Genomic DNA, 24986 nt, shown 5'->3' with positions numbered 1-24986 from the left:
GAAAAAACCGCTCCTTGGAGCGGTTTTTTCATGCCCGGACAGCTGTCAGGGATTGCACTTGGCCTGATAGACATAGATCACGGCGTTGTCCTTGGGATCCACCGTGCGGCGCTTGTCCAGCTTGGCCTTCTCCGGTGCGGGGCACAGGGCCCGGACCTGTGCCTCGCACTTGCTGGGGTCGTCTTCCTTGAGCTTGCAGCTCAGCGCATAGTCATAGACCACGGGTTCGGCGCCGCCAACGCCCAGGCTGGCACAGCCGGTCAGGCCAAGGGTTGCGCCCAATGCAAGGACTGCCAATGATTTCATGCAAAACTCCGGTAATGGGAATGCTTCGAAGCTATCACAGCTTGTGACAGGTGTGACAGGTGTGACGGTGCCATGCCTCACTGCGCACGGCCCCGGCGGCCGAAGCGCAGCCGCACCGGCGCATCGGGCAAACCGTTGGGATCGATGGGTGCGCCTGCGTCGGTGGCGAAGTGCTGATGCAGGAGCGCCGTGACGTGCGACAGGGCATGCGTCAAGCCATCCTCGTAATGGCCGTCGTGAAACGCGGTGCCCATGTCCTGCACCAGCTTTTCCCAGGTGTCGGCGGCAATGGCACGCGTCAGGCCCCGGTCGGCAATGATCTCGATGGCATGGTCGGCCAGCAGCAGATAGATCAGCACGCCATTGTTGTGCTCGGTGTCCCAGACGCGCAGCTTGCCGAACAGCGCGACCGCGCGTTCGCGTGCCGAGGCATCGCGCCAGATATAGGATATCGGCAGCCCGGCTTCGACGCAGATGCGGATCTCGCCCGAGTGGCGCTGTTCGCTGGCGGCCACGCGCCGGGCCAGGCGCTCGAGCAGGTTGTCGGGCACGGCGGAGTGCAGCCGGCCCTCGGCCCAGCGATGGCGCACCAGGCGCGTGAAGCGTTGCATCCAGTTGCGCATGTTCACCAGCTCCCCGAGGCGCCGCCGCCGCCAAAACTGCCACCGCCGCCGGAGCTGAAGCCGCCGCCGCCGAAACCGCCACCGCCCAACCCGCCGCCGCCGAAACCGCCACCGCCCAACCCGCCGCCGCCGCCGAATCCGCCGCCAAAGCCGCCGCCAAAACCACCACCACCACCACCGACATGCATGCCCTTGCCATTGGATAGCAGCGTGATCAGCAGTGCTACCAGGCCGGCGCCGCCCGCCAGCAGCATGCTGGTGGTCAGCCAGAAAGCCACCGCGCCCGTGCCCGCGCCCATCAGCATTGCGCCCAAGCGGTTGCCGAAGATGCGGCGCGCCAGGGGGCGCAGTACGGACACGGCAATGAAGAGGAAGATGGCCAGCGACTCCAGGTCGAGACTGTTGCTCTTCTGCGCACGTGCCGGCGCGGGCAGCTGCTCGCCTGCAATCAGCCTTTCGACCTGCGTGATCGCCGCGCCCAGGCCGCCGGCGTAATCGTTGGCGCGAAAGCGCGGCTGGATGTATTCATCCAGGATGCGTGCGGCCGCGATGTCGGGGATGGCACCCTCGAGCCTGCGCGCGACTTCGAAGCGCATGCGCCGGTCGTCCTTGGCCACCAGCAGCAGCAGGCCGTCGCCCACGTCGCGCCGGCCGATCTTCCAGCTGCTGGCGACGCGATAGGCATAGGCGGCGATGTCTTCGGGTGCCGTAGTGGCCACCATCAGCACTGCGACCTGCGAGCCATGCCGGCTTTCGATGGATGCCAGTTGCGCCTCCAGCGCGCTGCGTTCGGCCGGAGTGAGCGTGCCGGTCTGGTCGATGACACGCGCAGTGAGCGCAGGCACCGGTTGCAGCGCCTGCGCCTGCAGCACTTGCAGCGGTGCGCAGGCCAGCAGCAGGGTGAACAGCCAGCGCCAGGCCAGCGGAAACGGCATGTCGCGCTCCGGTCAGCGTGCAGGCGCAGGGGCCGGGGCCGAGAAGTCGACGCTCGGCGGCGTGGAGATCTGCGCCTCGTTCTGCACCGTGAAGTTCGCCTTGGGTTCGTAGCTGAAGACCTTGGCCGTCAGATTGCTCGGGAAGCTACGCGCAAGGACGTTGTAGGCCTGCACGGTCTGGATGTACTGGTTGCGCGCAACGGTAATGCGGTTTTCCGTGCCTTCCAGCGTCACGCGCAGGTCGCGAAAGCCCTGGTTGGCCTGCAGTTGCGGATAGCGCTCGGAGACCACCATCAGGCGCGACAGTGCGCCGGACAGTTCGCCCTGTGCCTGCTGGAAGCGGTTGAAGGCTTCAGGGTCGTTGATCAGCTCGGGGGTGGCCTGTATCGAAGTGGCCTTGGCGCGGGCCTCCACCACCCGGGTCAGGGTTTCCTGCTCGAAGTTGGCCTCGCCCTTGACGGTGGCCACGATGTTCGGCACCAGGTCGGCGCGGCGCTGGTACTGGTTGAGGACTTCGCTCCACGCGGCCTTGGATTGCTCGTCCAGGCGCTGGAAGTCGTTGTAGCCGCAACCCGTCAGGGCCAGGGCTGTGAACACAATCGCGAGAAATCGTTTCATGATGGGCTCTTGCGGCACCCGGGTGGGCGAGATTGCTTGGGATGGTTGCCGATGCCGGGAATTGTGCCGCTGTACCATCGGGGCGGCGGTAGGAGCCGGCCGCATACGAGGAGGCAAGGATGGACGATATCGTGAAACAGGCAATGGCCCGCTGGCCCAATGTGCCCGACTGCTTCGGCTGGCTGGGCCTGGATGCGCGCGGCCAGTGGTTTCTGCGCGACGAGGAGACACAATCGCGGGGGCCCTTCGCGCAGAGCAAGGGCTCGCTGGTGGAGCATGAGAAGCTGCAGGCTTTCATCGCGCGCAATTACGCCAGGGACGAACTGGGGCGTTGGTTCTTCCAGAACGGCCCGCAGCGCGTGTATGTGGAGCTCGAGGCCGCGCCCTTCGTCTGGCGCCTGCAACCCGATGGACAGGTGCAGGCACATACCGGCGTGCGGGTCATGCCCGAGGCCTGTCTGGTCGATGAGCAGGGGCGGGTGTATCTGGTGGCGGCGCCCGGCCTGGGGCTGGTGCACAGCCAGGATGTGCTTTTGCTGGCCGAATGGCTGGAGCAAAAGCGCTGGCCGCAGGAGGAGGTGCTGGCAGACAGCCTGCCGCAGCGCTTTCGCTTCGTGGCAAGTCCCGCGCAGCAGGCGCTTGCCTAGCGCATCGAAAGAGGCCGAAGGCCTCGGGAATGAAGCTGGGTCAGGACTTGGGTTCGCCAGCGCCCGGGGCCTCGGCACCGGAATCCGGGGCCTTTGGCGCGGCTGCGTCCGGCGCAGCTGCGGCGCCTGGTGCGGCGGCTGCCGGTACAGCTGTGGCGGCCTGTGCAGCAGCGCCACCTTCGGCTGCGGCGGCCGGTGCCGCGGCGGCCGTTGCCTGGGGCTCCTCGAACTTCGCGCCGGCGGCGTTGGCCATGAACACCACGCCACGGGCGATTTCGGTGTCGTTGAACTCGCCGACCTGGGGCGGCATGGCGCCCTTGCCCTTGATGGCGGCTTCGACCATCGCCTCGAAGCCATGCGCCAGACGCGGGCCCCAGGCAGCAGCGTCCTGGAACTTCGGTGCACCGGCCGCGCCCACCGCATGGCAGGCTGCGCACTGGGTCTTGTAGACCTCTTCGCCGCCGCGCAGCGGACGGTTGGCGTCGCGGATCTCGACATGGCCCACCTTCTGCAGGCGCTGGGCCTTGGCCATCTCCGGATCCGCCGCGCCCGGGCCGGGCTTGTTCTGGGAAGTGACGAACATGACCAGCCCAATGATCACCAGTACCGGAATCACAAAGGACAGGAACACCGCGATCAGCAACTGCTTGGGGTTCTTGATCGGGCCTGAATGTCCTTCTTCGTGGAGATTGGCGCTCATGTCGTCCTCAATGTTTTTAGGGATATAGACCAGCAACAAATTATATGGGCCGCCCTGCGCCGGGCTGCTGCGCGTTTCCCCGCCCATCCAGGCGCCAGTTCCCCACGGATTGGAAGAAAAAAAGGCCATGACCGCGCCGGTCATGGCCTGGTATGCAGGGCACCGCGTGGCGCCTGCGCTGCTTCAGCGTGCCACGGCCGCGCTTGCCAGCGGCGTGGGCGAAGTCACGCCGCCACCCAGCGCCCGGTACAGCAGCAGCTGGTTCTGCAGCTGGGCCAGGCGTACCTGCACCACCGATTGCTCGAGCGCGAACAGCGTGCGCTGGGCATCGAGCAGATCCAGGTAGCTGGACACGCCGTTGCGGTAGCGCAGATCGGACAGCCGCAGGCGCACGCTCTCGGCTTCGAGCTGGGCGCGCTGCGCGCGGTCCTGCTCGGCCAGCGCGGCCTGGCTGTCGAGCGCATCCGAGACTTCGCGGAACGCCGTCTGGATGGCTTTCTCGTACTGCGCGACGGCAATGCGCCGGTTCACCACGGCGGCATCGAGGGTCGCATTGTTGCGCCCCGCGTCGAAGATCGGCAGCAGTGCCGAAGGCGCCAGCGAGAAGCCCCAGGAGCCGCCGTTGAACAGCCCCGAGAGTTCGCTGCTGGCGGTGCCGACCTGCGCCGTGAGCGCGATGCGCGGGAAGAAGTTCGCGCGCGCCGCGCCGATGTTGGCGTTGGCGCCGATCAGCGCCTGCTCGGCCTGGCGAATGTCGGGCCGCTGGATCAGCAGGTCGGAGGGCAGGCCCGCCGGCAGCGCCGGCAATGCCGCGGCCTGGTCCAGGCGCGTGCCGGCGATGCTGGCGTCGATCTCGGGCGGCAGCGGCTGGCCCAGCAGCAGGGCCAGCGCATTCGCATCCAGCGCGCGCTGGCGCTGCTGCTGCGCCAGCGTGGCGCGCGCGGATTCGGTCAGGGAGACCGCCTGGCGGTAGTCGAGCTCCGAAGCGGCGCCGGCGTCGAAGCGCAGGCGGGTCAGCTCGACCGATGCCTCGCGCGTCTCCAGCGTGCGGCGCGAGATCGCCAGCAGCTCCTCGTCGGCCAGCAGCGCGTACCAGGTGCTGGCGACCGAAGACACCAGGCTGACCTGCGTGGCGCGCATGCCTTCCTCGGTGGCCAGGTACTGGGCCAGCGCCTGTTCCTTGAGCGCGCCGATGCGGCCAAAGAAGTCGATCTCCCAGGCCGTGGTCTGCAGGCCCACCTGGAAGGAATTGGCATAGCCGCCGTTGACCACGTCCGGCGCGCGCGATGCATTGATGCCGCCGCCGATGGTCGGGAACTGGTCGGCGCGCGTGATCCGGTACTGCGACCGGGCCTGCTCGATGTTGAGCACCGCCACCTGCAGGTCGCGGTTGTTGTTCAGCGCCAGGCCGATCAGCTGCTGCAGGCGCGCATCGGTGAAGAACTGCTGCCAGGGCAGGGCGGCCGCCGGCTGGGTGCCCGCTGCCCCTTGCGGGGCGGAGCGGTAGGCTTCGGGCACGGGCGCCGCGGGGCGCTCGTAGGTGGGAATGAACGAGCAGCCGGCCATCAGCAGGGCCGCTGCGAGCGCTACGGGAGTGCAGCGGTTAATCATGGCGCAGGGCCTCCGGGTTGTGGGCGGGAGCGTGGGGGGTGTCGGCGTTGTCGGCATCCTCCGCATGCTTCTTGCCCTTGAACAGCGTGCGCACGATCACGAAGAACACGGGCACGAAGAACACCGCCAGCACCGTGCCGGTGACGATGCCGCCGAGCACGCCGGTGCCGATCGCGCGCTGGCTGGCCGAGCTTGCGCCCGAGGCCAGCACCAGCGGCACCACGCCCAGGCCAAAGGCCAGCGAGGTCATGATGATCGGGCGGAAGCGCAGGTGGGCGGCCTCGATCGCGGCCTGTATCACGCTCTTGCCCTGGGCCTGCAGGTCCTTGGCAAACTCGATGATCAGAATCGCGTTCTTGGCCGTCAAGCCGATGATGGTGATCAGCCCGACCTGGAAGTACACGTCGTTGGAGTAACCGCGCAGGAGCGTGCCCAGCACCACGCCGAGCACGCCCAGCGGCACGACCAGGATCACCGCCAGCGGAATCGTCCAGCTCTCATACAGCGCGGCCAGGCACAGGAACACGGCCAGGATGGCGAAGCTGTAGAGAATCAGCGATTGCGAGCCTGCGAGCTTTTCTTCGAACGACTGGCCGGTCCATTCATAGCCGAAACCTTCAGGCAGCTGGGACACCATGCGCTCCACCTCGGCCATGGCGTCGCCGGTACTGTAGCCCGGTGCCGGCACGCCCGTGATCTTCATCGCGGGATAGCCGTTGTAGCGCACGGTCTGCTGCGCGCCATTGACCCAGCGCGTCGTGGCAAAGGCCGAGAAGGGCACGGGCTGGCCCTGGGCGTTGGGCGCCGTGAGCTGCATCAGGTCTTCGGCCTGCATGCGCGCCGGCGCATCCGCCTGCACGATCACGCGCTGCAGCCGGCCGCGGTTCGGGAAGTCGTTGACATAGCTCGAACCCAGCGCGGTGGACAGCGTCGAGTTGATGGCGTTGAACGCCACGCCCAGCGCGCTGGCCTTGTCGCGGTCGATGTCGATCTGCAGCTGGGGCGCATCTTCCAGGCCTTCAGGGCGTACCTGGGTCAGCACCTTGCTTTGCGAGGCCATGCCCAGCAGCTGGTTGCGGGCGTTCACCAGTGCCGCATGGCCGTTGCCTCCGCGGTCCTGCAGACGCAGCGTGAAGCCGGTCGAGTTGCCGAGCTCGGGAATGGGTGGCGGGCTCAGCGCAAAGATGAAGGCATCGCGCACGCCGGACATCGCGCCCATGATGCGCCCCGCCAGCGCGTCTGCGGAATGCGCGGCGCCGTCGCGTTCGCTCCAGTCCTTGAGCGAGATGAATGCCAGGCCGGCATTCTGTCCCTGGCCCGAGAAGCTGAAGCCCAGCACGCTGACCATGCTCGAGACTTCGGGCTGCTGCAGCGCGAACTTCTCGACTTCTTCCATCACCGCCTGCGTGCGCTGCAGCGTCGCGCCAGGGGGCAGTTGCACGTTGGCGATGACCGTGCCCTGGTCTTCGCCGGGGAGGAAGGAGGTCGGCAGGTTCTTGAAGATCAGCGCCACGGCGCCCAGGATGGCGGCGTAGATGATCAGGTAGCGCGCCGCCTTCTTGAGCATGCGCGCGACCACGCTCTCGTAGCCCTTGGCGGTCCGGCTGAAGCTGCGGTTGAACCAGCGGAAGAACTTGTTCTTTTCCGCGTCGTGATCGATGGGCTTGAGCAGCGTGGCGCACAGCGCCGGCGTGAGCGACAGCGCCATGAAGGCCGAGAACCCGATCGAGGCCACCATCACGGTGGCGAACTGGCGGTAGATGTTGCCCGTGGAGCCGGCAAAGAAGGCCAGCGGCACGAAAACCGAGATCAGCACCACGGTCACGCCGATGATGGCGCCCGAGATCTGGCCCATGGCCTTGCGCGTCGCGGCGCGCGGCGGCAGCTTCTCCTCCTCCATGATGCGCTCGACGTTCTCGACCACCACGATGGCATCGTCCACGACGATACCGATCACCAGCACCATGCCGAACATGGTCAGCACGTTGATCGAGAAGCCCAGCGCCAGCAGCGTGCCGAAGGTGCCCAGCAGCGCGATCGGCACGACGATGGTCGGGATGATGGTGTAGCGCCAGTTCTGCAGGAACAGGAACATCACCAGGAACACCAGCGCCACGGCTTCGATCAGCGTGTGGGCGACCTGCTGGATGGAGATGCTCACGAACTTCGAGCTGTCGTAGGGAATCGACCACTCGACGCCTTCGGGGAAGTACTTGGCCAGCTCCTCGAGCTTGGCGCGCACGTCCTCGGCGGCCGCCAGCGCATTGCCCGAGGGCGCGAGCTGGACACCGATGCCCGCGGCCGGCTGGCCATTCAGGCGCGCCGAGGTCGACAGGCTCTGCGCGCCGATCTCGATGCGCGCCACGTCCTTGAGGCGCACGGTCGAACCGTCGGTCTGCGCACGCAGCACGATGTTGCCGAACTGTTCGGGCGTGGACAGCTGGCCGCGCACCGTGACGGTGGCGGAGATGCTCTGGCCGGTGATGTTGGGCAGCTCGCCGATCGCGCCGCTGGCGACCTGCGCGTTCTGTGCCTGGATGGCGGCGGTCACGTCGGCCGAGGACAGGTTGAAGCCCTGCAGCTTGGCCGGATCGATCCAGATGCGCATCGCCTGCTCGGAGCCGAACACCTGCACCTGGCCGATGCCGGGAACGCGCTGCAGCTCGGGCACGACGTTGCGTGTCGCGTAATCACCCAGCGCCGTCGGATCCCAGTCGGGGTTCTTGGACGACAGCATCGCGAACAGCAGGAAGTTGGCGGCGGACTTGTCCACGCGCACGCCCTGCTGGGTCACCGCGGGCGGCAGGCGCGGCGTGGCGCGCGACAGACGGTTCTGCACGTCGACCTGGGCCAGCTCGGGGTTGGTTCCCTGCGCGAAGCTCACGGTGATGGAACCCGTGCCGTTGGCCTGGGCGGTCGACTCCATGTAGAGCAGGCCCGGCGAGCCGTTCATCTCGCGCTCGATCACGGACAGCACGCTGTCCTCGAGCACCTGGGCGGAAGCACCGGGATAGGCGGTGCTGATCACGATGGCCGGCGGGGCCACGGGCGGATACTGCGCGATCGGCAGCTGCGTGAGCGAGACCGCGCCCATCACGATGATGAACAGTGCGATCACCCACGCAAAAATGGGGCGTTCAATGAAAAACTTGGCCATGACGATGCCTTTTACTTGTCAGCGGCGGCGGCTGCTGGAGCCGGTGCCGGCGCGGCTGGCGCAGCGCCTGGGGCTGCTCCAGGAGCTGCCCCAGGCGCAGCCGCGCCTGCCGCAGGAGCGGTCGGCGCGGTGCCCGGCGCCTGCCAGGGCACGGGAGTGACGGGGGTGCCGGGAGGCAGCATCTGCAGCTTCTGGAAGCCGTCGACCATGACCTTCTCTCCGCCCTTGAGGCCTTCGAGCACGACCCACTGCTGGTTCTGCGCGGCGCCGACCTTGATGGGGCGCTGCGTGATCTTGCCGTCGTCGCCAACCACCGACACGGTGTCGCCGTTCTCGCTGCGCGTCACCGCCTGCTGGGGCAGGGTGATGGCGTTGGCAGCCTGGGCCTGCTCGACCTGCACGCGCACATACAGGCCCGGCAGCAGCATGCCCTTGGGGTTCGGCACCTCGGCGCGCAGCGTGACCTGGCCGGTGGCGCTGTCAACCGACAGGTCGGTGAACAGCAGCCGGCCCGTGCGTTCGTACACGCTGCCGTCCTCGAGGATCACCTTCACGCTGGCGGCGTCATTGCCGGAAGCCTTCTTCAGCTGGCCTTCGGCCATGGCCTTGCGCAGCTTGAAGGCCTCGCTCGAGGACTGGGTGAAGTTGATGTAGACCGGATCAATCTGCTGGATCACGGCCAGCGGCGTGGCTTCGCCCTGGCCGACCAGTGCGCCTTCGGTGACCAGCGACTGGCCGATGCGGCCGGAGATCGGCGCGGTGACCCGGGCATAGCCCAGGCTGATCTCGGCGGTGCGCACGTTGGCCTTGCCCGCGGCGACATCGGCCAGCGCCTGCTTGTATGCGGCTTCGGCGTTCACGAAGTCCTGCTTGCTGATGGCATTGGCTTCGACCAGGGGCTTGTAGCGTTCGAGTTGGGCCGAAGCCTGCGCCAGGTTGGCTTCGGAGCGCGACAGCGCGGCACGCGCGCTCTGCGCCGTGGCCTCGTAGGAGGCGGCATCGATGCGGTACAGCGGCTGGCCGGCCTTGACGTCGCTGCCTTCACGGTACAGGCGCTCGAGCAGGATACCGGCGCTGCGGGCGCGCACCTGCGCCACGCGCGAGGCTTCGACGCGGCCGGGCAGTTCGGTCACCAGGCCGACGTCGCGGGGCGTGGCCACCACGACACCGACCTGGACCTGGGGCGCCTGCTGGGCGGCGGCCGCAGGGGGCTGGCCTTCCGCGGGCTTGTCGCCGCAGGCAGCCAATGCCACTGCCGCCGAAACAGCCAGTGCCAGCGCTGCGTGGCGGAATAGACGACGGGGAGGTTGGGCGTCGGGCGCATTGCGCGTGCTGTGCATGGTTTTTTTCCTAAGAAGAATCAGCGTCGGAGCATCGAGTGCCGGTAACAGTTGAAACCGTACGCACGCGCAATGCCCCTCAAAAGAGCTTGGCGATTGTACATACATTCATGGATGTATAATAAGACCCCTGGATGAGTTGAGGGCATTGTGGCCCTGGTGCGTGTCAAGCGCACTACCAAAATGGAGACATGGTTATGGCCCGTAGAACCAAAGAAGATGCGGTGGCGACGCGCAATGCCTTGCTTGACGCCGCCGAGCAGGTTTTCCTGGCGCAGGGCGTGTCGCAATCTTCGCTGGCGGCGATCGCGCAGCAGGCTGGCGCCACGCGAGGCGCGGTCTATTGGCACTTCAAGGACAAGCTCGATCTGTTCACTGCAATGATCGATCGCGTGACCATGCCGCTGGATCAGGTGGTGTTCGAGGGCGCGGGGCAGCTTTCGGGGGCTGCGCCGCTGTCGCGCATGTGCCGCGTGATCCATCTGCTGCTCAACGGCCTGGTGACCGACGAGCGCATCCGCCGCGTCTTCACGATCATGATGCACCGCATGGAGTTCGTCGGCGAGCTTGCGGCGCTGCAGGTGCGGCATACCTCGTCGATGAACGAATTCACGCGCCGACTGGCGCTGGATTTCACGGCGGCGGCCGAGCATGAGGGCGTGGAGCTGCTGAGTCCGCCGCAACTGCTCGCGACCGGGCTGCGTTCGCTGCTCGATGGCCTGATGCATTCCTGGCTCATGGGCGTCGAGGGCTTCGACCTGGAAAAGGACGGCATCGCAGCCATACAGGTCTATCTGGTGGGCGCGGGTTTGCCGCATGCGGCAGTGGTTGCGGCCTTCGAGGAAGCCGCCGCATTGCCCGGACTGGCGCGCATGCCCTGCGCATATGAAAGCAAGATCGTGTGAATGGTCGCAAAGTCGTGCGACAATGCACGCTTGCTTTGGATCTCGGTCCGGGGCGGCTGTAGCTCAGTGGATAGAGTATTGGCCTCCGAAGCCAAGGGTCGTGGGTTCGATCCCCGCCAGCCGCACCAGCTCTGCATGAAAGTGCGGGACAAAGCGAAAAAGTGGCAGTTTTGTTTTTGATGTCAAAAATGCTGCTACAATCGAATTCTTCGGAGGGGTGCCCGAGTGGCTAAAGGGGGCAGACTGTAAATCTGTTGGCTTACGCCTACACTGGTTCGAATCCAGTCCCCTCCACCAGTTTTTGGTTGAAGAGTTTGAGGGATGCTTTTACCGGCATCCGCGCACTGAAAAGTGCGGGAGTAGTTCAATGGTAGAACCCTAGCCTTCCAAGCTAATGACGCGGGTTCGATTCCCGTCTCCCGCTCCAGACTGTGTGTAGAGTATTTTTTTCGAGTCGCCGCAAGGTGATTTGAATGCCCATGTGGCTCAGTGGTAGAGCACTCCCTTGGTAAGGGAGAGGTCGCGGGTCCGATTCCCGCCATGGGCACCAGCTTTCTGGTGCTTCCGCTAGATGGTTGCGCCGAGTCCTGTAGTTAAAGATTTTTTTCGGAGTCGGAAAAATGGCAAAAGGCAAATTCGAGCGCACCAAGCCTCACGTCAACGTGGGCACCATTGGTCACGTCGACCACGGCAAGACGACCCTGACGGCTGCCATCGCAACCGTTCTGTCGGCCAAGTTCGGCGGCGAAGCCAAGAAGTACGACGAAATCGACAAGGCGCCCGAAGAAAAGGCCCGCGGTATCACGATCAATACCTCGCACGTCGAATACGAAACCGCCGGCCGTCACTACGCCCACGTGGACTGCCCCGGCCACGCCGACTATGTGAAGAACATGATCACCGGCGCCGCTCAGATGGACGGCGCGATCCTGGTGTGCTCGGCCGCCGACGGCCCGATGCCCCAGACCCGCGAGCACATCCTGCTGGCTCGCCAGGTGGGCGTTCCCTACATCATCGTGTTCCTGAACAAGTGCGACATGGTGGACGACGAGGAATTGCTGGAACTGGTGGAGATGGAAGTCCGCGAACTGCTGGACAAGTACAACTTCCCTGGCGATGACACCCCCATCATCCGCGGCTCGGCCAAGCTGGCTCTGGAAGGCGACAAGGGTCCCCTGGGCGAGCAAGCCATCGACAAGCTGGCTGAAGCCCTGGACAGCTACATCCCCACGCCCGAGCGCGCTGTGGACGGCGCTTTCCTGATGCCCGTGGAAGACGTGTTCTCGATCTCCGGCCGCGGTACCGTGGTGACGGGCCGTATCGAGCGTGGCCTGATCAAGGTCGGCGAAGAAATCGAAATCGTCGGTATCCGCGACACGCAAAAGACCACCTGCACCGGCGTGGAAATGTTCCGCAAGCTGCTGGACCAGGGCCAAGCTGGCGACAACGTCGGCCTGCTGCTGCGCGGCACGAAGCGTGAAGACGTCGAGCGCGGCCAAGTGCTGTGCAAGCCCGGCTCGATCAAGCCCCACACCCACTTCACCGCTGAAGTGTATGTGCTGAGCAAGGACGAAGGCGGCCGCCACACTCCCTTCTTCAACAACTACCGTCCTCAGTTCTACTTCCGTACCACGGACGTGACCGGTGCCATCGAACTGCCTGCCGACAAGGAAATGGTCATGCCCGGCGACAACGTGTCGATCACCGTCAAGCTGATCGCCCCGATCGCCATGGAAGAAGGCCTGCGCTTCGCCATCCGTGAAGGCGGTCGTACCGTCGGCGCCGGTGTGGTTGCCAAGGTCCTGGCATAATAGAGAGTTTCTAGGGGTATAGCTCAATTGGCAGAGCGTCGGTCTCCAAAACCGAAGGTTGTAGGTTCGATTCCTACTGCCCCTGCCACCTCGGTGGTGAAATAAAAAAGCCCGCCAGCCTCTGGCGGGCTTCAGCGTCTTGGGCGTGGCGCGATGAGCGCGAGAGAATGTTATATGGCCACAAGTCAGGTTGAAACCGTTAGTTCCGCTGCCGATAAGGCGAAGCTTGCCGCAGTAGCGGCTTTGGTCGTTGCCGCGATCGCAGGTTTCTACCTGTTGTCCAAGCAGGGTCCTGTGGCGCAGTGGGGCGTGCTGATTGTCGGTCTGGTGGCTGCAGCCGGTGTGTTCCTGGTTTCCGAGCCAGGCAAGCAGTTCGTCGGCTTTGCCCAGGACGCCTGGCGCGAAGTCAAGAAGGTGGTCTGGCCTACGCGCAAAGAGACCATGCAGATGACGGCCTACGTTTTCGTGTTTGTGGTGATCATGGCTTTGTTCCTGTGGTTCACCGACAAGACACTGGAGTGGGTGTTGTACGATCTGATTTTGGGCTGGAGGAAGTAATGACAGATGCTGTCGAAATGGGCGTGACAGACACCTCGGGTGCTGCTCCCGCATCCAATCCTGACCTGCGCTGGTACATCGTTCATGCCTATTCCGGCATGGAAAAGGCCGTCGAGCGCAACATCACCGAGCGCATCATGCGCGCCGGCATGGAAAACAAGTTCGGCCGCATCCTGGTGCCCACCGAGGAAGTGGTGGAGATCAAAAACGGCCAGCGCAAGACCACCGAGCGCCGCCTGTTTCCCGGCTACGTGTTTGTCGAGATGGTCATGGAAGACGACACCTGGCATCTGGTCAAGCACACCAACAAGGTGACCGGTTTCGTCGGCGGCGCGAAGAACCGCCCGGCCCCGATCTCGGAAGACGAAGTGCAGAAGATCGTCAGCCAGATGCAGGAAGGCACCGACAAGCCGCGCCACAAGATCGAATTCCTGGCCGGCGAGCTGGTGCGCGTCAAGGACGGCCCGTTCACCGACTTCAACGGCTCGGTCGAGGAAGTCAACTACGAGAAGAATCGCCTGCGCGTGTCGGTGATGATTTTCGGCCGCTCGACTCCCGTCGAGCTCGAATTCTCCCAGGTCGAAAAGACCTAAGACCCCGCATGGGGCTCAGGCCTCATGTCTTGTGTTTCCGCATTTCCCGGCTCGGTGCGGAATTTTCAAATGAGTCGTTAACCCCCGGGGAGCCGCGCATGCAAACGCGCAGCGTTATACCCGCAAGGAGCAATCATGGCGAAGAAAATCGTCGGCTTCATCAAGCTGCAAGTCCCAGCTGGTAAGGCCAACCCATCCCCACCAATCGGTCCCGCACTGGGCCAGCGTGGCCTCAACATCATGGAGTTCTGCAAGGCATTCAATGCGCAGACCCAAGGTGTCGAGCCCGGTCTGCCCCTGCCCGTGGTGATCACGGCCTTTGCCGACAAGAGCTTCACCTTCATCATCAAGACCCCGCCTGCGACGGTCCTGATCAAGAAGGCCATCAAGCTGGACAAGGGTTCCTCGAACCCCAACAAGGCAAAGGTCGGCAAGATCACGCGCGAGCAGCTGGTTGAGATTGCTAACACCAAGCTCAAGGACATGAACGCCGCCGACGTTGACGCCGCTGTGCGCACGCTGGCTGGCTCCGCCCGTTCGATGGGCGTGCTGGTGGAGGGTCTGTAAAATGGCGAAGTTGACCAAGAAGCAAAAAGCCCTGGCAGGCAAGGTTGATTCGAACAAGCTGTATGCTTTCACTGAAGCCGTCGTGCTGGTGAAGGAAGCTGCAACTGCCAAGTTCGATGAGTCGATCGACGTGGCCGTGCAACTGGGCGTGGACGCAAAGAAGTCGGACCAAGTGGTGCGCGGCGCTGTCGTGCTGCCCCATGGCACCGGCAAGACCACCCGCGTGGCGGTGTTCGCCCAAGGCGCCAAGGCTGAAGAAGCCAAGGCTGCCGGCGCCGACATCGTTGGCATGGACGACCTGGCCGCCATGGTCAAGGCCGGCGACATGCCTTTCGACGTGGTCATCGCTGCTCCCGACGCCATGCGCGTCGTGGGTACGCTCGGTCAGATCCTCGGCCCCCGCGGCCTGATGCCCAACCCCAAGGTTGGCACTGTGACGCCTGACGTCGCCACGGCCGTGAAGAACGCCAAGGCTGGTCAAGTGCAGTACCGTGTCGACAAGGCCGGCATCGTGCACAGCACCATCGGCCGCCGCTCGTTCGACAACGAAAAGCTCCAGGGCAACCTGGCTGCGCTGATCGACGCCCTGAACAAGTCCAAGCCCGCCACGAGCAAGGGCCTGTACCTGCGCAAGGTGGCAGTTTCCTCGACGATGGGCGTGGGCGTTCGCGTCGACACCCAGACCATCGCAGCGTAATTGCAAAAAATCTTCAGGCTGGTTTCCGGACCGGCCTGATGTGGTGGGCTGCGGCCCTGCGCTCAGGCGCGGGGTCCAGGCCATCCAAGACCGTTGGTGCACACCTGGCTGTGCTTAAACCCGGATGGGCCAACGCAGATGGCGATCCCGCTGCAGATGGATGTATTTCCTCAACAGTTGGTCGCTGCAACAAGAGCGCGTACGAGGGGGTTTCCTCGCGTATGCATTTTAAGGAGTAGACCTTGAGTCTTAATCGCAGTGAGAAAGAAGCGGTCATCAATGAAGTGACCAGCCTCGCCGCTAAAGCTCAAACGCTTGTGATCGCGGAATACCGCGGCATCACGGTCGCCGACATGACCAAACTGCGTGCCGATGCCCGCAGCAAGGGTGTGAGCCTGAGCGTGTTGAAGAACACCCTGGCCCGCCGTGCTGTCGCCGGCAGCGCGTTTGAAGTGGTGGCTGACCAGATGACCGGTCCGCTCATCTATGGCTTCTCTGAAGACGCAGTGGCCGCCGCCAAGGTGGTGGCCGACTTCGCGAAAACCAACACCAAGTTGGTCATTCGCGCAGGCGCTTTCGGTGGCAAGGCCCTGGATGTCGAAGGCGTGAAGCAGCTGGCAAACATTCCTTCCAAGGAAGTTCTGCTGGCACAGCTGTGTGGCTTGCTTATGTCCCCCATGTCGCGTACGGCCGTCGTGCTGGGCGCCCTGGCGGCGAAAAAAGGCGAAGGCGCTGCCGAAGTGGCCGCCGAAGAAACTGCTGCGGCCTGAGCGCCCGGCAGTCAACCAACAAATTTGTTAGGAAATCAAAATGGCATTCGATAAAGACGCATTCTTGACCGCTCTGGACAGCATGACGGTTCTGGAACTCAATGACCTGGTCAAGGCCATTGAAGAGAAGTTTGGCGTGAGCGCTGCCGCCATGGCCGCTCCCGCTGCTGGTGGTGCTGCTGCTGGCGGCGCTGCTGCCGAAGAGAAGACCGAATTCAACGTCGTCCTGCAAGAAGCCGGCGCCAACAAGGTGTCCGTCATCAAGGCCGTGCGCGAAATCACCGGTCTGGGTCTGAAGGAAGCCAAGGACCTGGTCGACGGCGCTCCCAAGAACGTGAAGGAAGGCATTGCCAAGGCTGACGCCGAAGCTGCCGTGAAGAAGCTGGTGGAAGCCGGTGCCAAGGCTGAACTCAAGTAATTGAGTGCAATCCCTGGGCTGGAGTGACCGCAAGGCGCTCCAGCCTTTGGCGCTTATGGAACTAAGTTTCCAGAACGCACCAGAAAGCGGTCGTGCAAGCGAGCGCTTTTTAGTGTCTTCTGACAACCCGACAGCAGAAGACGCCTTGGTTCGGGCGGTGTGCAAGGCACCGTCGTCAGCCATGGTTGGTAGTGGCCAACCGCCAAGCCCGCAGGGAGCTTTCCATGTGGGGCAGTCGTCGAAGACCCAGGACTCATGTCTTTGCCCGGAGATCTCATGGCCTATTCTTACACCGAACGCAAGCGGATCCGCAAAAGTTTCGGCAGCCGCGACAGCGTGCTCGAAGTGCCGTATCTGCTCCAGATGCAAAAGGACGCCTACACCGCGTTCTTGCAAGCAGATGCAGCCCCAAAAAAACGTACCCACGAAGGCCTGCAAGCAGCTTTCAACGCTGCGTTCCCCATCGTCTCGCACAACGGTTTTGTGGAGATGAAGTTTGTCGAGTACAACCTTGCCAAGCCCGCATTTGACGTGCGCGAGTGCCAGACCCGTGGTCTGACCTTCGCCTCGGCCGTGCGCGCCAAGGTCCAGCTCATCATCTACGATCGCGAATCCTCGACCAGCCAGTCCAAGGTGGTCAAGGAAGTGAAGGAGCAAGAGGTCTACATGGGCGAGGTGCCCCTGATGACCGAAAAGGGCTCGTTCATCATCAACGGCACGGAACGTGTGATCGTTTCGCAGCTGCACCGTTCGCCTGGCGTGTTCTTCGAGCACGACAAGGGCAAGACCCACAGCTCGGGCAAGTTGCTGTTCTCGGCGCGCATCATCCCCTACCGCGGCTCCTGGCTCGACTTCGAGTTCGACCCCAAGGACATGCTGTATTTCCGCGTCGACCGCCGCCGCAAGATGCCGGTCACGATCCTGCTCAAGGCCATCGGCCTGACGCCGGAGTCGATCCTCGCCAACTTCTTCGTCAACGACAATTTCCGTCTGATGGACAGTGGCGCGCAGATGGAATTCGTGGCCGAGCGCCTGCGCGGCGAAGTCGCGCGCTTCGACATCACCGACAAGTCGGGCAAGGTGGTCGTGGCCAAGGACAAGCGCGTCACCGCGCGCCACACGCGTGAACTCGAGCAGTCGGGCACCAAGTACATCAGCGTCCCCGAGGACTTCCTGATCGGCCGCGTCTGCGCGCGCCACATCGTCGATCCCGACACCGGCGAGATCATTGCCAAGGCCAACGAAGAGCTGACCGAAGCGCTGCTGAAGAAGCTGCGCAGCGCCGGCGTGCAAGAGCTGCAGTGCATCTACACCAACGAACTCGACCAGGGCGCCTACATCTCGCAGACGCTGCGCATCGATGAGACGGTGGACGAGTTCGCGGCCCGCGTCGCGATCTACCGCATGATGCGTCCCGGCGAGCCGCCGACGGAAGACGCCGTGCAGGCCCTGTTCCAGCGCCTGTTCTACAACCCCGACACGTACGACCTGTCGCGCGTCGGCCGCATGAAGTTCAACGCCAAGATCGGCCGCGAAGGCGCGACCGGCCCGATGGTGCTGTCGAACGAAGACATCCTGGCCGTGGTCAAGATCCTCGTCGACCTGCGCAACGGCAATGGCGAAGTCGATGACATCGATCACCTGGGCAACCGCCGCGTGCGTTGCGTGGGCGAACTCGCCGAGAACCAGTACCGCACGGGCCTGGCACGTATCGAGAAGGCCGTGAAGGAACGTCTGGGTCAGGCCGAGCAAGAGCCGCTGATGCCGCACGACCTGATCAACAGCAAGCCGATCTCGGCCGCGCTGAAGGAATTCTTCGGTGCCTCGCAGCTGTCGCAGTTCATGGACCAGACCAACCCGCTGGCCGAAATCACCCACAAGCGCCGCGTCTCGGCCCTTGGCCCGGGTGGTCTGACGCGCGAGCGTGCGGGCTTCGAAGTGCGCGACGTGCACGTGACCCACTACGGCCGCGTCTGCCCGATCGAAACGCCCGAAGGCCCGAACATCGGCCTGATCAACTCGCTGGCCCTGTATGCGCGCCTGAACGAGTATGGCTTCATCGAAACGCCCTACCGCCGCGTGGTGGACGGCAAGGTGACGGCCGAGATCGACTACCTGTCGGCTATTGAAGAAGGCAAGTACATCATTGCCCAGGCCAACGCCGAACTCGACGCCGAAGGCCGCCTCACGGGCGAGCTGATCTCGGCGCGCGAGAAGGGCGAATCGACGCTGATCTCCGCCGACCGCGTCCAGTACATGGACGTGTCGCCGGCGCAGATCGTGTCGGTCGCTGCCTCGCTGATTCCGTTCCTGGAACACGATGACGCGAACCGCGCATTGATGGGCGCCAACATGTCGCGCCAGGCCGTGCCCGTGCTGCGCCCCGAGAAGCCCATGGTCGGTACCGGTATCGAGCGCGTGGCCGCGGTCGACTCGGGCACCGTTGTGACGGCGACCCGCGGCGGTATCGTGGACTACGTCGATGCGACCCGCATCGTGATCCGCGTGAACGACGCCGAAGCCGTGGCCGGCGAAGTCGGTGTGGACATCTACAACCTGATCAAGTACCAGCGTTCCAACCAGAACACCAACATCCATCAGCGTCCCGTCGTCAAGCGCGGCGACCTGCTGGCCAAGGGTGACGTGATCGCCGACGGCGCCTCGACCGACCTGGGCGAGATCGCCATCGGCCAGAACATGCTGATCGCCTTCATGCCCTGGAACGGCTACAACTTCGAGGATTCGATCCTGATCAGCGAGCGCGTGGTGGCCGAAGACCGCTACACCTCGATCCATATCGAGGAACTGGTCGTGATGGCCCGCGACACCAAGCTCGGTGCCGAGGAAATCACGCGCGACATCCCGAACCTGTCGGAACAGCAGCTCAACCGCCTCGACGAGTCGGGCATCATCTACGTCGGCGCAGAAGTCCAGCCTGGCGACACGCTGGTCGGCAAGGTCACGCCCAAGGGCGAGACCACGCTGACGCCGGAAGAGAAGCTGCTGCGCGCGATCTTCGGCGAGAAGGCTTCGGACGTGAAGGACACCTCGCTGCGCGTGGACCAGGGCAGCTCGGGCACCGTCATCGACGTGCAGGTCTTCACGCGTGAAGGCATCCAGCGCGACAAGCGCGCCCAGCAGATCATCGACGATGAACTCAAGCGCTTCCGCCTGGACCTGAACGACCAGCTGCGCATCGTTGAAGCCGACGCGTTCGACCGTATCGAGAAGCTGCTGATCGGCCGCGTGGCCAATGGCGGCCCGCAGAAGCTGGCCAAGGGTGCCAAGCTCGACAAGGCCTATCTGGACGGCGTCGAGAAGTTCCACTGGTTCGACATCCGCCCCGCGGAAGACGACGTGGCAGCGCAGCTCGAGTCGATCAAGAACTCGCTGGAGCAGACGCGCCACAGCTTCGACCTGGCTTTCGAGGAAAAGCGCAAGAAGCTCACGCAGGGCGACGAGCTGCCCGCGGGCGTGCTGAAGATGGTCAAGGTCTACCTGGCCGTCAAGCGCCGCCTGCAGCCTGGCGACAAGATGGCCGGCCGCCACGGCAACAAGGGTGTGGTCTCGAAGATCACGCCCGTCGAAGACATGCCTTTCATGGCCGACGGCACCACTGCCGACATCGTGCTGAACCCGCTGGGCGTGCCTTCGCGCATGAACATCGGCCAGGTGCTGGAAGTCCATCTGGGCTGGGCCGGCAAGGGTATCGGCCAGCGCATCGGCGACATGCTGCAGGAGCAAGCCAAGGCTGCGGAAATGCGCGAGTTCCTGGAACAGGTGTACAACTCGCGCGGCCGCAAGGAAGACCTGGCGCAGCTGAGCGACACCGAAGTCATGGCCATGGCGGAGAACCTCAAGACCGGCGTGCCGTATGCGACGCCCGTGTTCGACGGTGCTTCCGAAAAGGAAATCCAGGACATGCTGGCGCTGGCCTACCCGCCGGAAATCGCCGCGCGCAAGGGCCTGACGGAAAGCCTGACCCAGGCCTACCTGTTCGACGGCCGCACCGGCGAGCGCTTCGAGCGTCCGACGACCATCGGCTACATGCACTACCTGAAGCTGCATCACCTGGTCGACGACAAGATGCACGCGCGCTCCACCGGCCCGTACTCGCTCGTCACGCAGCAGCCCCTGGGCGGTAAAGCCCAGTTCGGCGGCCAGCGTTTCGGTGAGATGGAAGTGTGGGCGCTGGAAGCCTACGGCGCCGCCTATGTGCTGCAGGAAATGCTGACGGTGAAGTCCGACGACGTGGTGGGCCGTACCAAGGTGTACGAATCCATCGTCAAGGGCGAACACTCCATCGAGGCCGGCATGCCGGAATCGTTCAATGTGCTGGTCAAGGAAATCCGTTCGCTGGGCCTGGACATCGAGCTGGAACGCTCCTAAGCGGAAAAGGAAAGAGTCACTATGAAATCGCTACTCGACCTATTCAAGCAATTCACGCCGGATGAGCATTTCGATGCCATCCGCATCGGCATGGCTTCGCCCGAGAAGATCCGTTCGTGGTCTTTCGGCGAAGTGAAGAAGCCCGAGACCATCAACTACCGCACGTTCAAGCCCGAACGCGACGGCCTGTTCTGCGCCAAGATTTTTGGTCCCATCAAGGACTACGAATGCCTGTGCGGCAAGTACAAGCGCCTGAAGCACCGCGGCGTGATCTGCGAGAAGTGCGGCGTTGAAGTCACGCAGACCAAGGTGCGCCGCGAGCGCATGGGTCACATCGACCTGGCTGCGCCCTGCGCGCACATCTGGTTCCTGAAGTCGCTGCCGTCGCGTCTGGGCCTGGTGCTCGACATGACGCTGCGCGACATCGAGCGCGTGCTGTACTTCGAAGCCTATGTGGTGACCGACCCCGGCATGACCCCGCTGAAGAAGTTCGGCATCATGTCCGAGGACGACTACGACGCCAAGCGCAAGGAATACGGCGATGAATTCATCGCCAAGATGGGCGCCGAAGGCATCAAGGACCTGCTGGAGTCGATCGACATCGAGATCGAGATCGACAAGCTGCGCAACGACCTGACGGGCTCCGAAGTCAAGATCAAGAAGAACGCCAAGCGCCTGAAGCTGCTCGAAGCCTTCAAGAAGTCGGGCATCAAGCCCGGCTGGATGGTGCTCGAGGTGCTGCCCGTGCTGCCGCCGGACCTGCGTCCGCTGGTGCCGCTGGACGGCGGCCGCTTCGCGACCTCCGACCTGAACGACCTGTACCGCCGCGTCATCAACCGCAACAGCCGCCTGCGCCGTCTGCTGGAGCTGAAGGCGCCGGAAATCATCGCGCGCAACGAAAAGCGCATGCTGCAGGAAGCCGTCGACAGCCTGCTGGACAACGGCCGCCGTGGCAAGGCCATGACGGGCGCGAACAAGCGCGCCCTCAAGTCGCTGGCCGACATGATCAAGGGCAAGAGCGGCCGCTTCCGCCAGAACCTGCTGGGCAAGCGCGTGGACTACTCCGGTCGTTCCGTCATCACGGTGGGTCCTTACCTCAAGCTGCACCAGTGCGGTCTGCCCAAGCTGATGGCGCTCGAGCTGTTCAAGCCCTTCATCTTCTCGCGCCTCGAAGCCATGGGCATCGCGACGACGATCAAGGCCGCCAAGAAGGAAGTCGAATCCGGCACGCCGGTGGTGTGGGACATCCTGGAAGAGGTCATCAAGGAACACCCGGTGATGCTCAACCGTGCGCCCACGCTGCACCGTCTGGGTATCCAGGCTTTCGAGCCGATCCTGATCGAAGGCAAGGCCATCCAGCTGCACCCGCTCGTCTGCGCGGCCTTCAACGCCGACTTCGACGGTGACCAGATGGCTGTCCACGTGCCGCTGTCGGTGGAAGCGCAGATGGAAGCCCGCACGCTGATGCTGGCCTCCAACAACGTGCTGTTCCCGGCTTCGGGCGAACCGTCGATCGTTCCCTCGCAGGACGTGGTGCTGGGCCTGTACCACGCCACCCGCGAGCGCATCAACGGCAAGGGCGAGGGCATGGTCTTCGCCGACATCGGTGAAGTGCAGCGCGCGCTGGACGCGGAGCAGGTCGAACTGACCGCGAAGATCAACGTGCGCATGACGGAGTGGACCAAGAACAAGGCGACGGGCGAATTCGAGCCCTCGACCCAGCTCGTGGAAACCACCGTCGGCCGCGCGCTGCTGTCGGAAATCCTGCCCAAGGGCCTGCCGTTCAGCAACATGAACAAGGCGCTGAAGAAGAAGGAAATCTCCAAGCTCATCAACACCTCGTTCCGCAAGTGCGGTCTGAAGGCGACGGTGGTGTTTGCCGACAAGCTGCTGCAAAACGGTTTCCGCCTGTCGACGCACGCCGGCATCTCGATCGCCATCGGCGACATGCTGGTGCCCCCGCAGAAGGCCGAGATCATCGGCCGCGCGGAAGCCGAAGTGAAGGAGATCCAGCAGCAGTACGTCTCCGGTCTGGTGACGTCCGGCGAGCGCTACAACAAGGTCGTGGACATCTGGGGCAAGGCCGGTGACGAAGTCTCCAAGGTCATGATGCAGCAGCTGGCCAAGGAAAAGACCATCGACCGCCACGGCAACGAGGTGGACCAGGAATCGTTCAACGCGATCTACATGATGGCCGACTCCGGCGCCCGCGGTTCCGCGGCGCAGATTCGCCAGCTCGCCGGCATGCGTGGCCTGATGGCCAAGCCCGACGGCTCGATCATCGAGACGCCGATCACCGCGAACTTCCGCGAAGGCCTGAACGTGTTGCAGTACTTCATCTCCACCCACGGTGCCCGCAAGGGTCTCGCGGATACGGCGCTGAAGACGGCCAACTCGGGTTACCTGACGCGCCGCCTGGTCGACGTGACGCAGGACCTGGTCGTGACCGAGCAGGATTGCGGCACGAGCAACGGCACGCTGATGCGCGCCATCGTCGAGGGCGGTGAAGTCATCGAATCGCTGCGCGAACGCGTGCTGGGCCGCACCACGGCCGAGGACGTGCTCAGCCCCGAGACGCGCGCCGTGGTCGTTCCCGCGGGCACGCTGCTCGAGGAAGACGTCATCGAAGGCCTGGAAGCCGCCGGTGTCGACGAAGTCAAGGTGCGCACGGCGCTGAACTGCGAGACCCGCTATGGTCTGTGCGCCAGCTGCTACGGCCGCGACCTGGGCCGTGGCGGCCAGATCAACCTCGGCGAAGCCGTGGGTGTGATCGCTGCCCAGTCGATCGGCGAGCCCGGCACGCAGCTGACCATGCGTACGTTCCACATCGGTGGCGCGGCATCGCGTGCGGCCATCGCGTCGAGCGTGGAAGCCAAGTCCAATGGCTTGATCGCTTTCAACCCGACGATGCGCTATGTGACCAACACCCGTGGCGAGCTGGTGGTGATTTCGCGTTCCGGCGAGATCGTCATCCAGGACGAGCACGGCCGCGAGCGCGAGCGCCACAAGGTGCCGTACGGCGCGATCCTGACGATCAAGGCCGACCAGACCATCAAGGCTGGCACGATCCTGGCGAACTGGGATCCGCTGACCCGACCGATCATCACCGAGTACGCCGGTAGCGTGAAGTTCGAGAACGTCGAGGAAGGCCTGACGGTTGCCAAGCAGCTGGACGAGGTGACCGGTCTGTCCACGCTGGTGGTGATCGATCCGAAGCGCCGCGGCTCGACCAAGGTGATCCGTCCCCAGGTCAAGCTGATCGACGCGAACAACCAGGAAGTCAAGATCCCCGGCACCGACCACTCGGTGACGATCGGCTTCCAGGTGGGCGCGCTGATCCAGGTGCGCGACGGCCAGGAAGTGGGCCCCGGCGAAGTGCTGGCACGTATTCCGGTCGAAGGCCAGAAGACGCGCGACATCACCGGTGGTCTGCCGCGCGTGGCCGAGCTGTTCGAAGCCCGCACGCCCAAGGACAAGGGCACGCTGGCCGAGATGACCGGCACGATCTCCTTCGGCAAGGAAACCAAGGGCAAGGTGCGCCTGCAGATCACCGATCTGGAAGGCAAGGTCTCCGAGGAACTGGTGCCCAAGGAGCGCAACATCCTGGTGCACGAGGGCCAGGTGGTGAACAAGGGCGAGCTGATCGTCGACGGCCCGGCCGATCCGCAGGACATCCTGCGCCTGCTGGGCATCGAGGAGCTGTCGCGCTACATCGTGGACGAAGTCCAGGACGTGTACCGCTTGCAGGGCGTGAAGATCAACGACAAGCACATCGAAGTGATCGTGCGCCAGATGCTGCGCCGCGTCGTGGTCGAGAACCCCGGCGAGTCGACCTACATCGCCGGCGAGCAGATCGAGCGCTCGGAGATCCTCAACACCAACGAGCAGCTGCTAGCCGAGGGCAAGATCCCCGCGACGTACTCGAACGTGCTGCTGGGTATCACCAAGGCATCGCTGTCGACCGATTCGTTCATCTCCGCGGCTTCCTTCCAGGAAACCACCCGCGTGCTCACCGAGGCTGCCATCATGGGCAAGCGCGACGAGCTGCGCGGCCTGAAGGAGAACGTGATCGTCGGCCGCCTGATTCCTGCGGGTACCGGCCTGGCCTACCACCAGGCACGCAAGGCCAAGGACGCCATGGACGACGCCGAGCGCCGCGCCATCGCCGAAGCCGAAGCCGCCGAACTGGCTGGCATCGTTGAGGAAGGTGCGGACACCGTCTCCGCCGGTGACCCCTCTGCAGATTAAGTCTTCTGACTTGAACTGAGCCGCGCCCCCGTTCCGCTGCTGCTGGACGGGGGCGTTTTCATTGGTCTTTCACGAAGCGGCCCGCGAACAGCG

General features: G+C 64.2%; 18 protein-coding genes, 5 tRNA genes and 1 pseudogene. 16 read left to right on the top strand and 8 right to left on the bottom strand.

The window, feature by feature from the left end:
* Positions 1-45: 45 nt before the first annotated feature.
* The 4 genes from M9799_RS07190 to M9799_RS07175 all read right to left on the bottom strand — a co-directional run bounded on the left by M9799_RS07190 (position 46) and on the right by M9799_RS07175 (position 2482).
* Positions 46-306, bottom strand: coding sequence for a hypothetical protein (locus M9799_RS07190; RefSeq protein WP_231043109.1), 261 nt, complete (start codon positions 304-306; stop codon positions 46-48).
* Between the two features lie 77 nt (positions 307-383).
* On the bottom strand, positions 384-929 hold the full coding sequence (locus M9799_RS07185) for a TPM domain-containing protein (protein ID WP_231043110.1): 546 nt from the start codon (positions 927-929) through the stop codon (positions 384-386).
* Between the two features lie 2 nt (positions 930-931).
* The gene (locus M9799_RS07180; protein ID WP_231043111.1) at positions 932-1864 is read right to left on the bottom strand and encodes a TPM domain-containing protein; all 933 of its coding nucleotides are present in this window, start codon (positions 1862-1864) and stop codon (positions 932-934) included.
* A gap of 12 nt (positions 1865-1876) precedes the next feature.
* Complete coding sequence (locus M9799_RS07175) at positions 1877-2482, bottom strand: LemA family protein (protein WP_231043112.1); 606 nt, start codon at positions 2480-2482, stop codon at positions 1877-1879.
* Between the two features lie 119 nt (positions 2483-2601).
* Here M9799_RS07175 and M9799_RS07170 point away from each other — a divergent pair, with 119 nt between their 5' ends.
* Complete coding sequence (locus M9799_RS07170) at positions 2602-3129, top strand: DUF2946 family protein (RefSeq protein ID WP_231043113.1); 528 nt, start codon at positions 2602-2604, stop codon at positions 3127-3129.
* Between the two features lie 52 nt (positions 3130-3181).
* Here the strand turns inward: M9799_RS07170 and M9799_RS07165 are convergent.
* The 4 genes and pseudogenes from M9799_RS07165 to M9799_RS07150 all read right to left on the bottom strand — a co-directional run.
* Positions 3182-3829 (bottom strand): annotated as a pseudogene (locus M9799_RS07165) (c-type cytochrome); the annotation flags it as partial.
* Positions 3830-4012: 183 nt separating this feature from the next.
* Positions 4013-5440, bottom strand: coding sequence for an efflux transporter outer membrane subunit (locus M9799_RS07160; protein WP_231043114.1), 1428 nt, complete (start codon positions 5438-5440; stop codon positions 4013-4015).
* Positions 5433-8597, bottom strand: coding sequence for an efflux RND transporter permease subunit (locus M9799_RS07155; RefSeq protein ID WP_231043115.1), 3165 nt, complete (start codon positions 8595-8597; stop codon positions 5433-5435). Before M9799_RS07155 ends, M9799_RS07160 begins: the two co-directional genes overlap by 8 nt.
* Before the next feature lie 11 nt (positions 8598-8608).
* Complete coding sequence (locus M9799_RS07150) at positions 8609-9937, bottom strand: efflux RND transporter periplasmic adaptor subunit (RefSeq protein WP_231043116.1); 1329 nt, start codon at positions 9935-9937, stop codon at positions 8609-8611.
* 197 nt (positions 9938-10134) lie between these two features.
* Between M9799_RS07150 and M9799_RS07145 the strand changes: the two genes are divergently transcribed.
* The 15 genes from M9799_RS07145 to rpoC all read left to right on the top strand — a co-directional run bounded on the left by M9799_RS07145 (position 10135) and on the right by rpoC (position 24893).
* Positions 10135-10842, top strand: coding sequence for a TetR family transcriptional regulator (locus tag M9799_RS07145; protein ID WP_231043117.1), 708 nt, complete (start codon positions 10135-10137; stop codon positions 10840-10842).
* Between the two features lie 52 nt (positions 10843-10894).
* Positions 10895-10970, top strand: a tRNA-Arg gene (locus tag M9799_RS07140).
* An 83-nt stretch (positions 10971-11053) separates the two neighbouring features.
* A tRNA-Tyr gene (locus tag M9799_RS07135) sits at positions 11054-11139 on the top strand.
* Positions 11140-11195: 56 nt separating this feature from the next.
* Positions 11196-11269 (top strand) — tRNA-Gly (locus M9799_RS07130).
* Positions 11270-11317: 48 nt separating this feature from the next.
* Positions 11318-11392, top strand: a tRNA-Thr gene (locus M9799_RS07125).
* A 70-nt stretch (positions 11393-11462) separates the two neighbouring features.
* Positions 11463-12653 carry an elongation factor Tu gene (tuf, locus tag M9799_RS07120; protein ID WP_231043118.1) on the top strand — a complete coding sequence of 397 codons (1191 nt, stop codon included), beginning with the start codon at positions 11463-11465 and terminating at the stop codon, positions 12651-12653.
* Between the two features lie 12 nt (positions 12654-12665).
* A tRNA-Trp gene (locus tag M9799_RS07115) sits at positions 12666-12741 on the top strand.
* An 86-nt stretch (positions 12742-12827) separates the two neighbouring features.
* Positions 12828-13211 carry a preprotein translocase subunit SecE gene (gene secE, locus M9799_RS07110; RefSeq protein WP_231043119.1) on the top strand — a complete coding sequence of 128 codons (384 nt, stop codon included), beginning with the start codon at positions 12828-12830 and terminating at the stop codon, positions 13209-13211.
* A complete protein-coding gene (nusG, locus tag M9799_RS07105) occupies positions 13211-13804 on the top strand; it encodes a transcription termination/antitermination protein NusG (protein ID WP_231043120.1) in 594 nt (197 codons plus the stop codon). Before secE ends, nusG begins: the two co-directional genes overlap by 1 nt.
* A gap of 135 nt (positions 13805-13939) precedes the next feature.
* Positions 13940-14371 (top strand): 50S ribosomal protein L11, encoded by a 432-nt coding sequence (rplK, locus tag M9799_RS07100; protein ID WP_231043121.1) that lies wholly within the window; start codon positions 13940-13942, stop codon positions 14369-14371.
* Between the two features lies 1 nt (position 14372).
* Entirely contained in the window at positions 14373-15068 is a 696-nt protein-coding gene (rplA, locus tag M9799_RS07095; RefSeq protein ID WP_231043122.1) for a 50S ribosomal protein L1, read from the top strand.
* Between the two features lie 242 nt (positions 15069-15310).
* A complete protein-coding gene (gene rplJ / locus M9799_RS07090) occupies positions 15311-15838 on the top strand; it encodes a 50S ribosomal protein L10 (protein ID WP_231043123.1) in 528 nt (175 codons plus the stop codon).
* Between the two features lie 40 nt (positions 15839-15878).
* The gene (rplL, locus tag M9799_RS07085; protein WP_231043124.1) at positions 15879-16256 is read left to right on the top strand and encodes a 50S ribosomal protein L7/L12; all 378 of its coding nucleotides are present in this window, start codon (positions 15879-15881) and stop codon (positions 16254-16256) included.
* A gap of 276 nt (positions 16257-16532) precedes the next feature.
* Positions 16533-20645, top strand: coding sequence for a DNA-directed RNA polymerase subunit beta (gene rpoB / locus M9799_RS07080; protein WP_231043125.1), 4113 nt, complete (start codon positions 16533-16535; stop codon positions 20643-20645).
* Between the two features lie 21 nt (positions 20646-20666).
* The gene (rpoC, locus tag M9799_RS07075; protein ID WP_231043126.1) at positions 20667-24893 is read left to right on the top strand and encodes a DNA-directed RNA polymerase subunit beta'; all 4227 of its coding nucleotides are present in this window, start codon (positions 20667-20669) and stop codon (positions 24891-24893) included.
* The last annotated feature ends 93 nt before the right edge of the window (positions 24894-24986 follow it).

The sequence above is a fragment of the Comamonas endophytica genome (assembly GCF_023634805.2).
Lineage (GTDB): Bacteria > Pseudomonadota > Gammaproteobacteria > Burkholderiales > Burkholderiaceae_C > Comamonas > Comamonas endophytica.
The sequence above is the reverse complement of the archived record's forward strand: the minus strand, read 5'-3'. Positions and strand labels throughout refer to the sequence as shown.

Bases quoted from the DNA above. Each gene is read 5' to 3' on its own strand.
- M9799_RS07190 (WP_231043109.1), bottom strand. From the start codon at position 306: ATGAAATCATTGGCAGTCCTTGCATTGGGCGCAACCCTTGGCCTGACC.
- M9799_RS07185 (WP_231043110.1), bottom strand. From the start codon at position 929: ATGCGCAACTGGATGCAACGCTTCACGCGCCTGGTGCGCCATCGCTGG.
- M9799_RS07180 (WP_231043111.1), bottom strand. From the start codon at position 1,864: ATGCCGTTTCCGCTGGCCTGGCGCTGGCTGTTCACCCTGCTGCTGGCC.
- M9799_RS07175 (WP_231043112.1), bottom strand. From the start codon at position 2,482: ATGAAACGATTTCTCGCGATTGTGTTCACAGCCCTGGCCCTGACGGGT.
- M9799_RS07170 (WP_231043113.1), top strand. From the start codon at position 2,602: ATGGACGATATCGTGAAACAGGCAATGGCCCGCTGGCCCAATGTGCCC.
- M9799_RS07160 (WP_231043114.1), bottom strand. From the start codon at position 5,440: ATGATTAACCGCTGCACTCCCGTAGCGCTCGCAGCGGCCCTGCTGATG.
- M9799_RS07155 (WP_231043115.1), bottom strand. From the start codon at position 8,597: ATGGCCAAGTTTTTCATTGAACGCCCCATTTTTGCGTGGGTGATCGCA.
- M9799_RS07150 (WP_231043116.1), bottom strand. From the start codon at position 9,937: ATGCACAGCACGCGCAATGCGCCCGACGCCCAACCTCCCCGTCGTCTA.
- M9799_RS07145 (WP_231043117.1), top strand. From the start codon at position 10,135: ATGGCCCGTAGAACCAAAGAAGATGCGGTGGCGACGCGCAATGCCTTG.
- tuf (WP_231043118.1), top strand. From the start codon at position 11,463: ATGGCAAAAGGCAAATTCGAGCGCACCAAGCCTCACGTCAACGTGGGC.
- secE (WP_231043119.1), top strand. From the start codon at position 12,828: ATGGCCACAAGTCAGGTTGAAACCGTTAGTTCCGCTGCCGATAAGGCG.
- nusG (WP_231043120.1), top strand. From the start codon at position 13,211: ATGACAGATGCTGTCGAAATGGGCGTGACAGACACCTCGGGTGCTGCT.
- rplK (WP_231043121.1), top strand. From the start codon at position 13,940: ATGGCGAAGAAAATCGTCGGCTTCATCAAGCTGCAAGTCCCAGCTGGT.
- rplA (WP_231043122.1), top strand. From the start codon at position 14,373: ATGGCGAAGTTGACCAAGAAGCAAAAAGCCCTGGCAGGCAAGGTTGAT.
- rplL (WP_231043124.1), top strand. From the start codon at position 15,879: ATGGCATTCGATAAAGACGCATTCTTGACCGCTCTGGACAGCATGACG.
- rpoB (WP_231043125.1), top strand. From the start codon at position 16,533: ATGGCCTATTCTTACACCGAACGCAAGCGGATCCGCAAAAGTTTCGGC.
- rpoC (WP_231043126.1), top strand. From the start codon at position 20,667: ATGAAATCGCTACTCGACCTATTCAAGCAATTCACGCCGGATGAGCAT.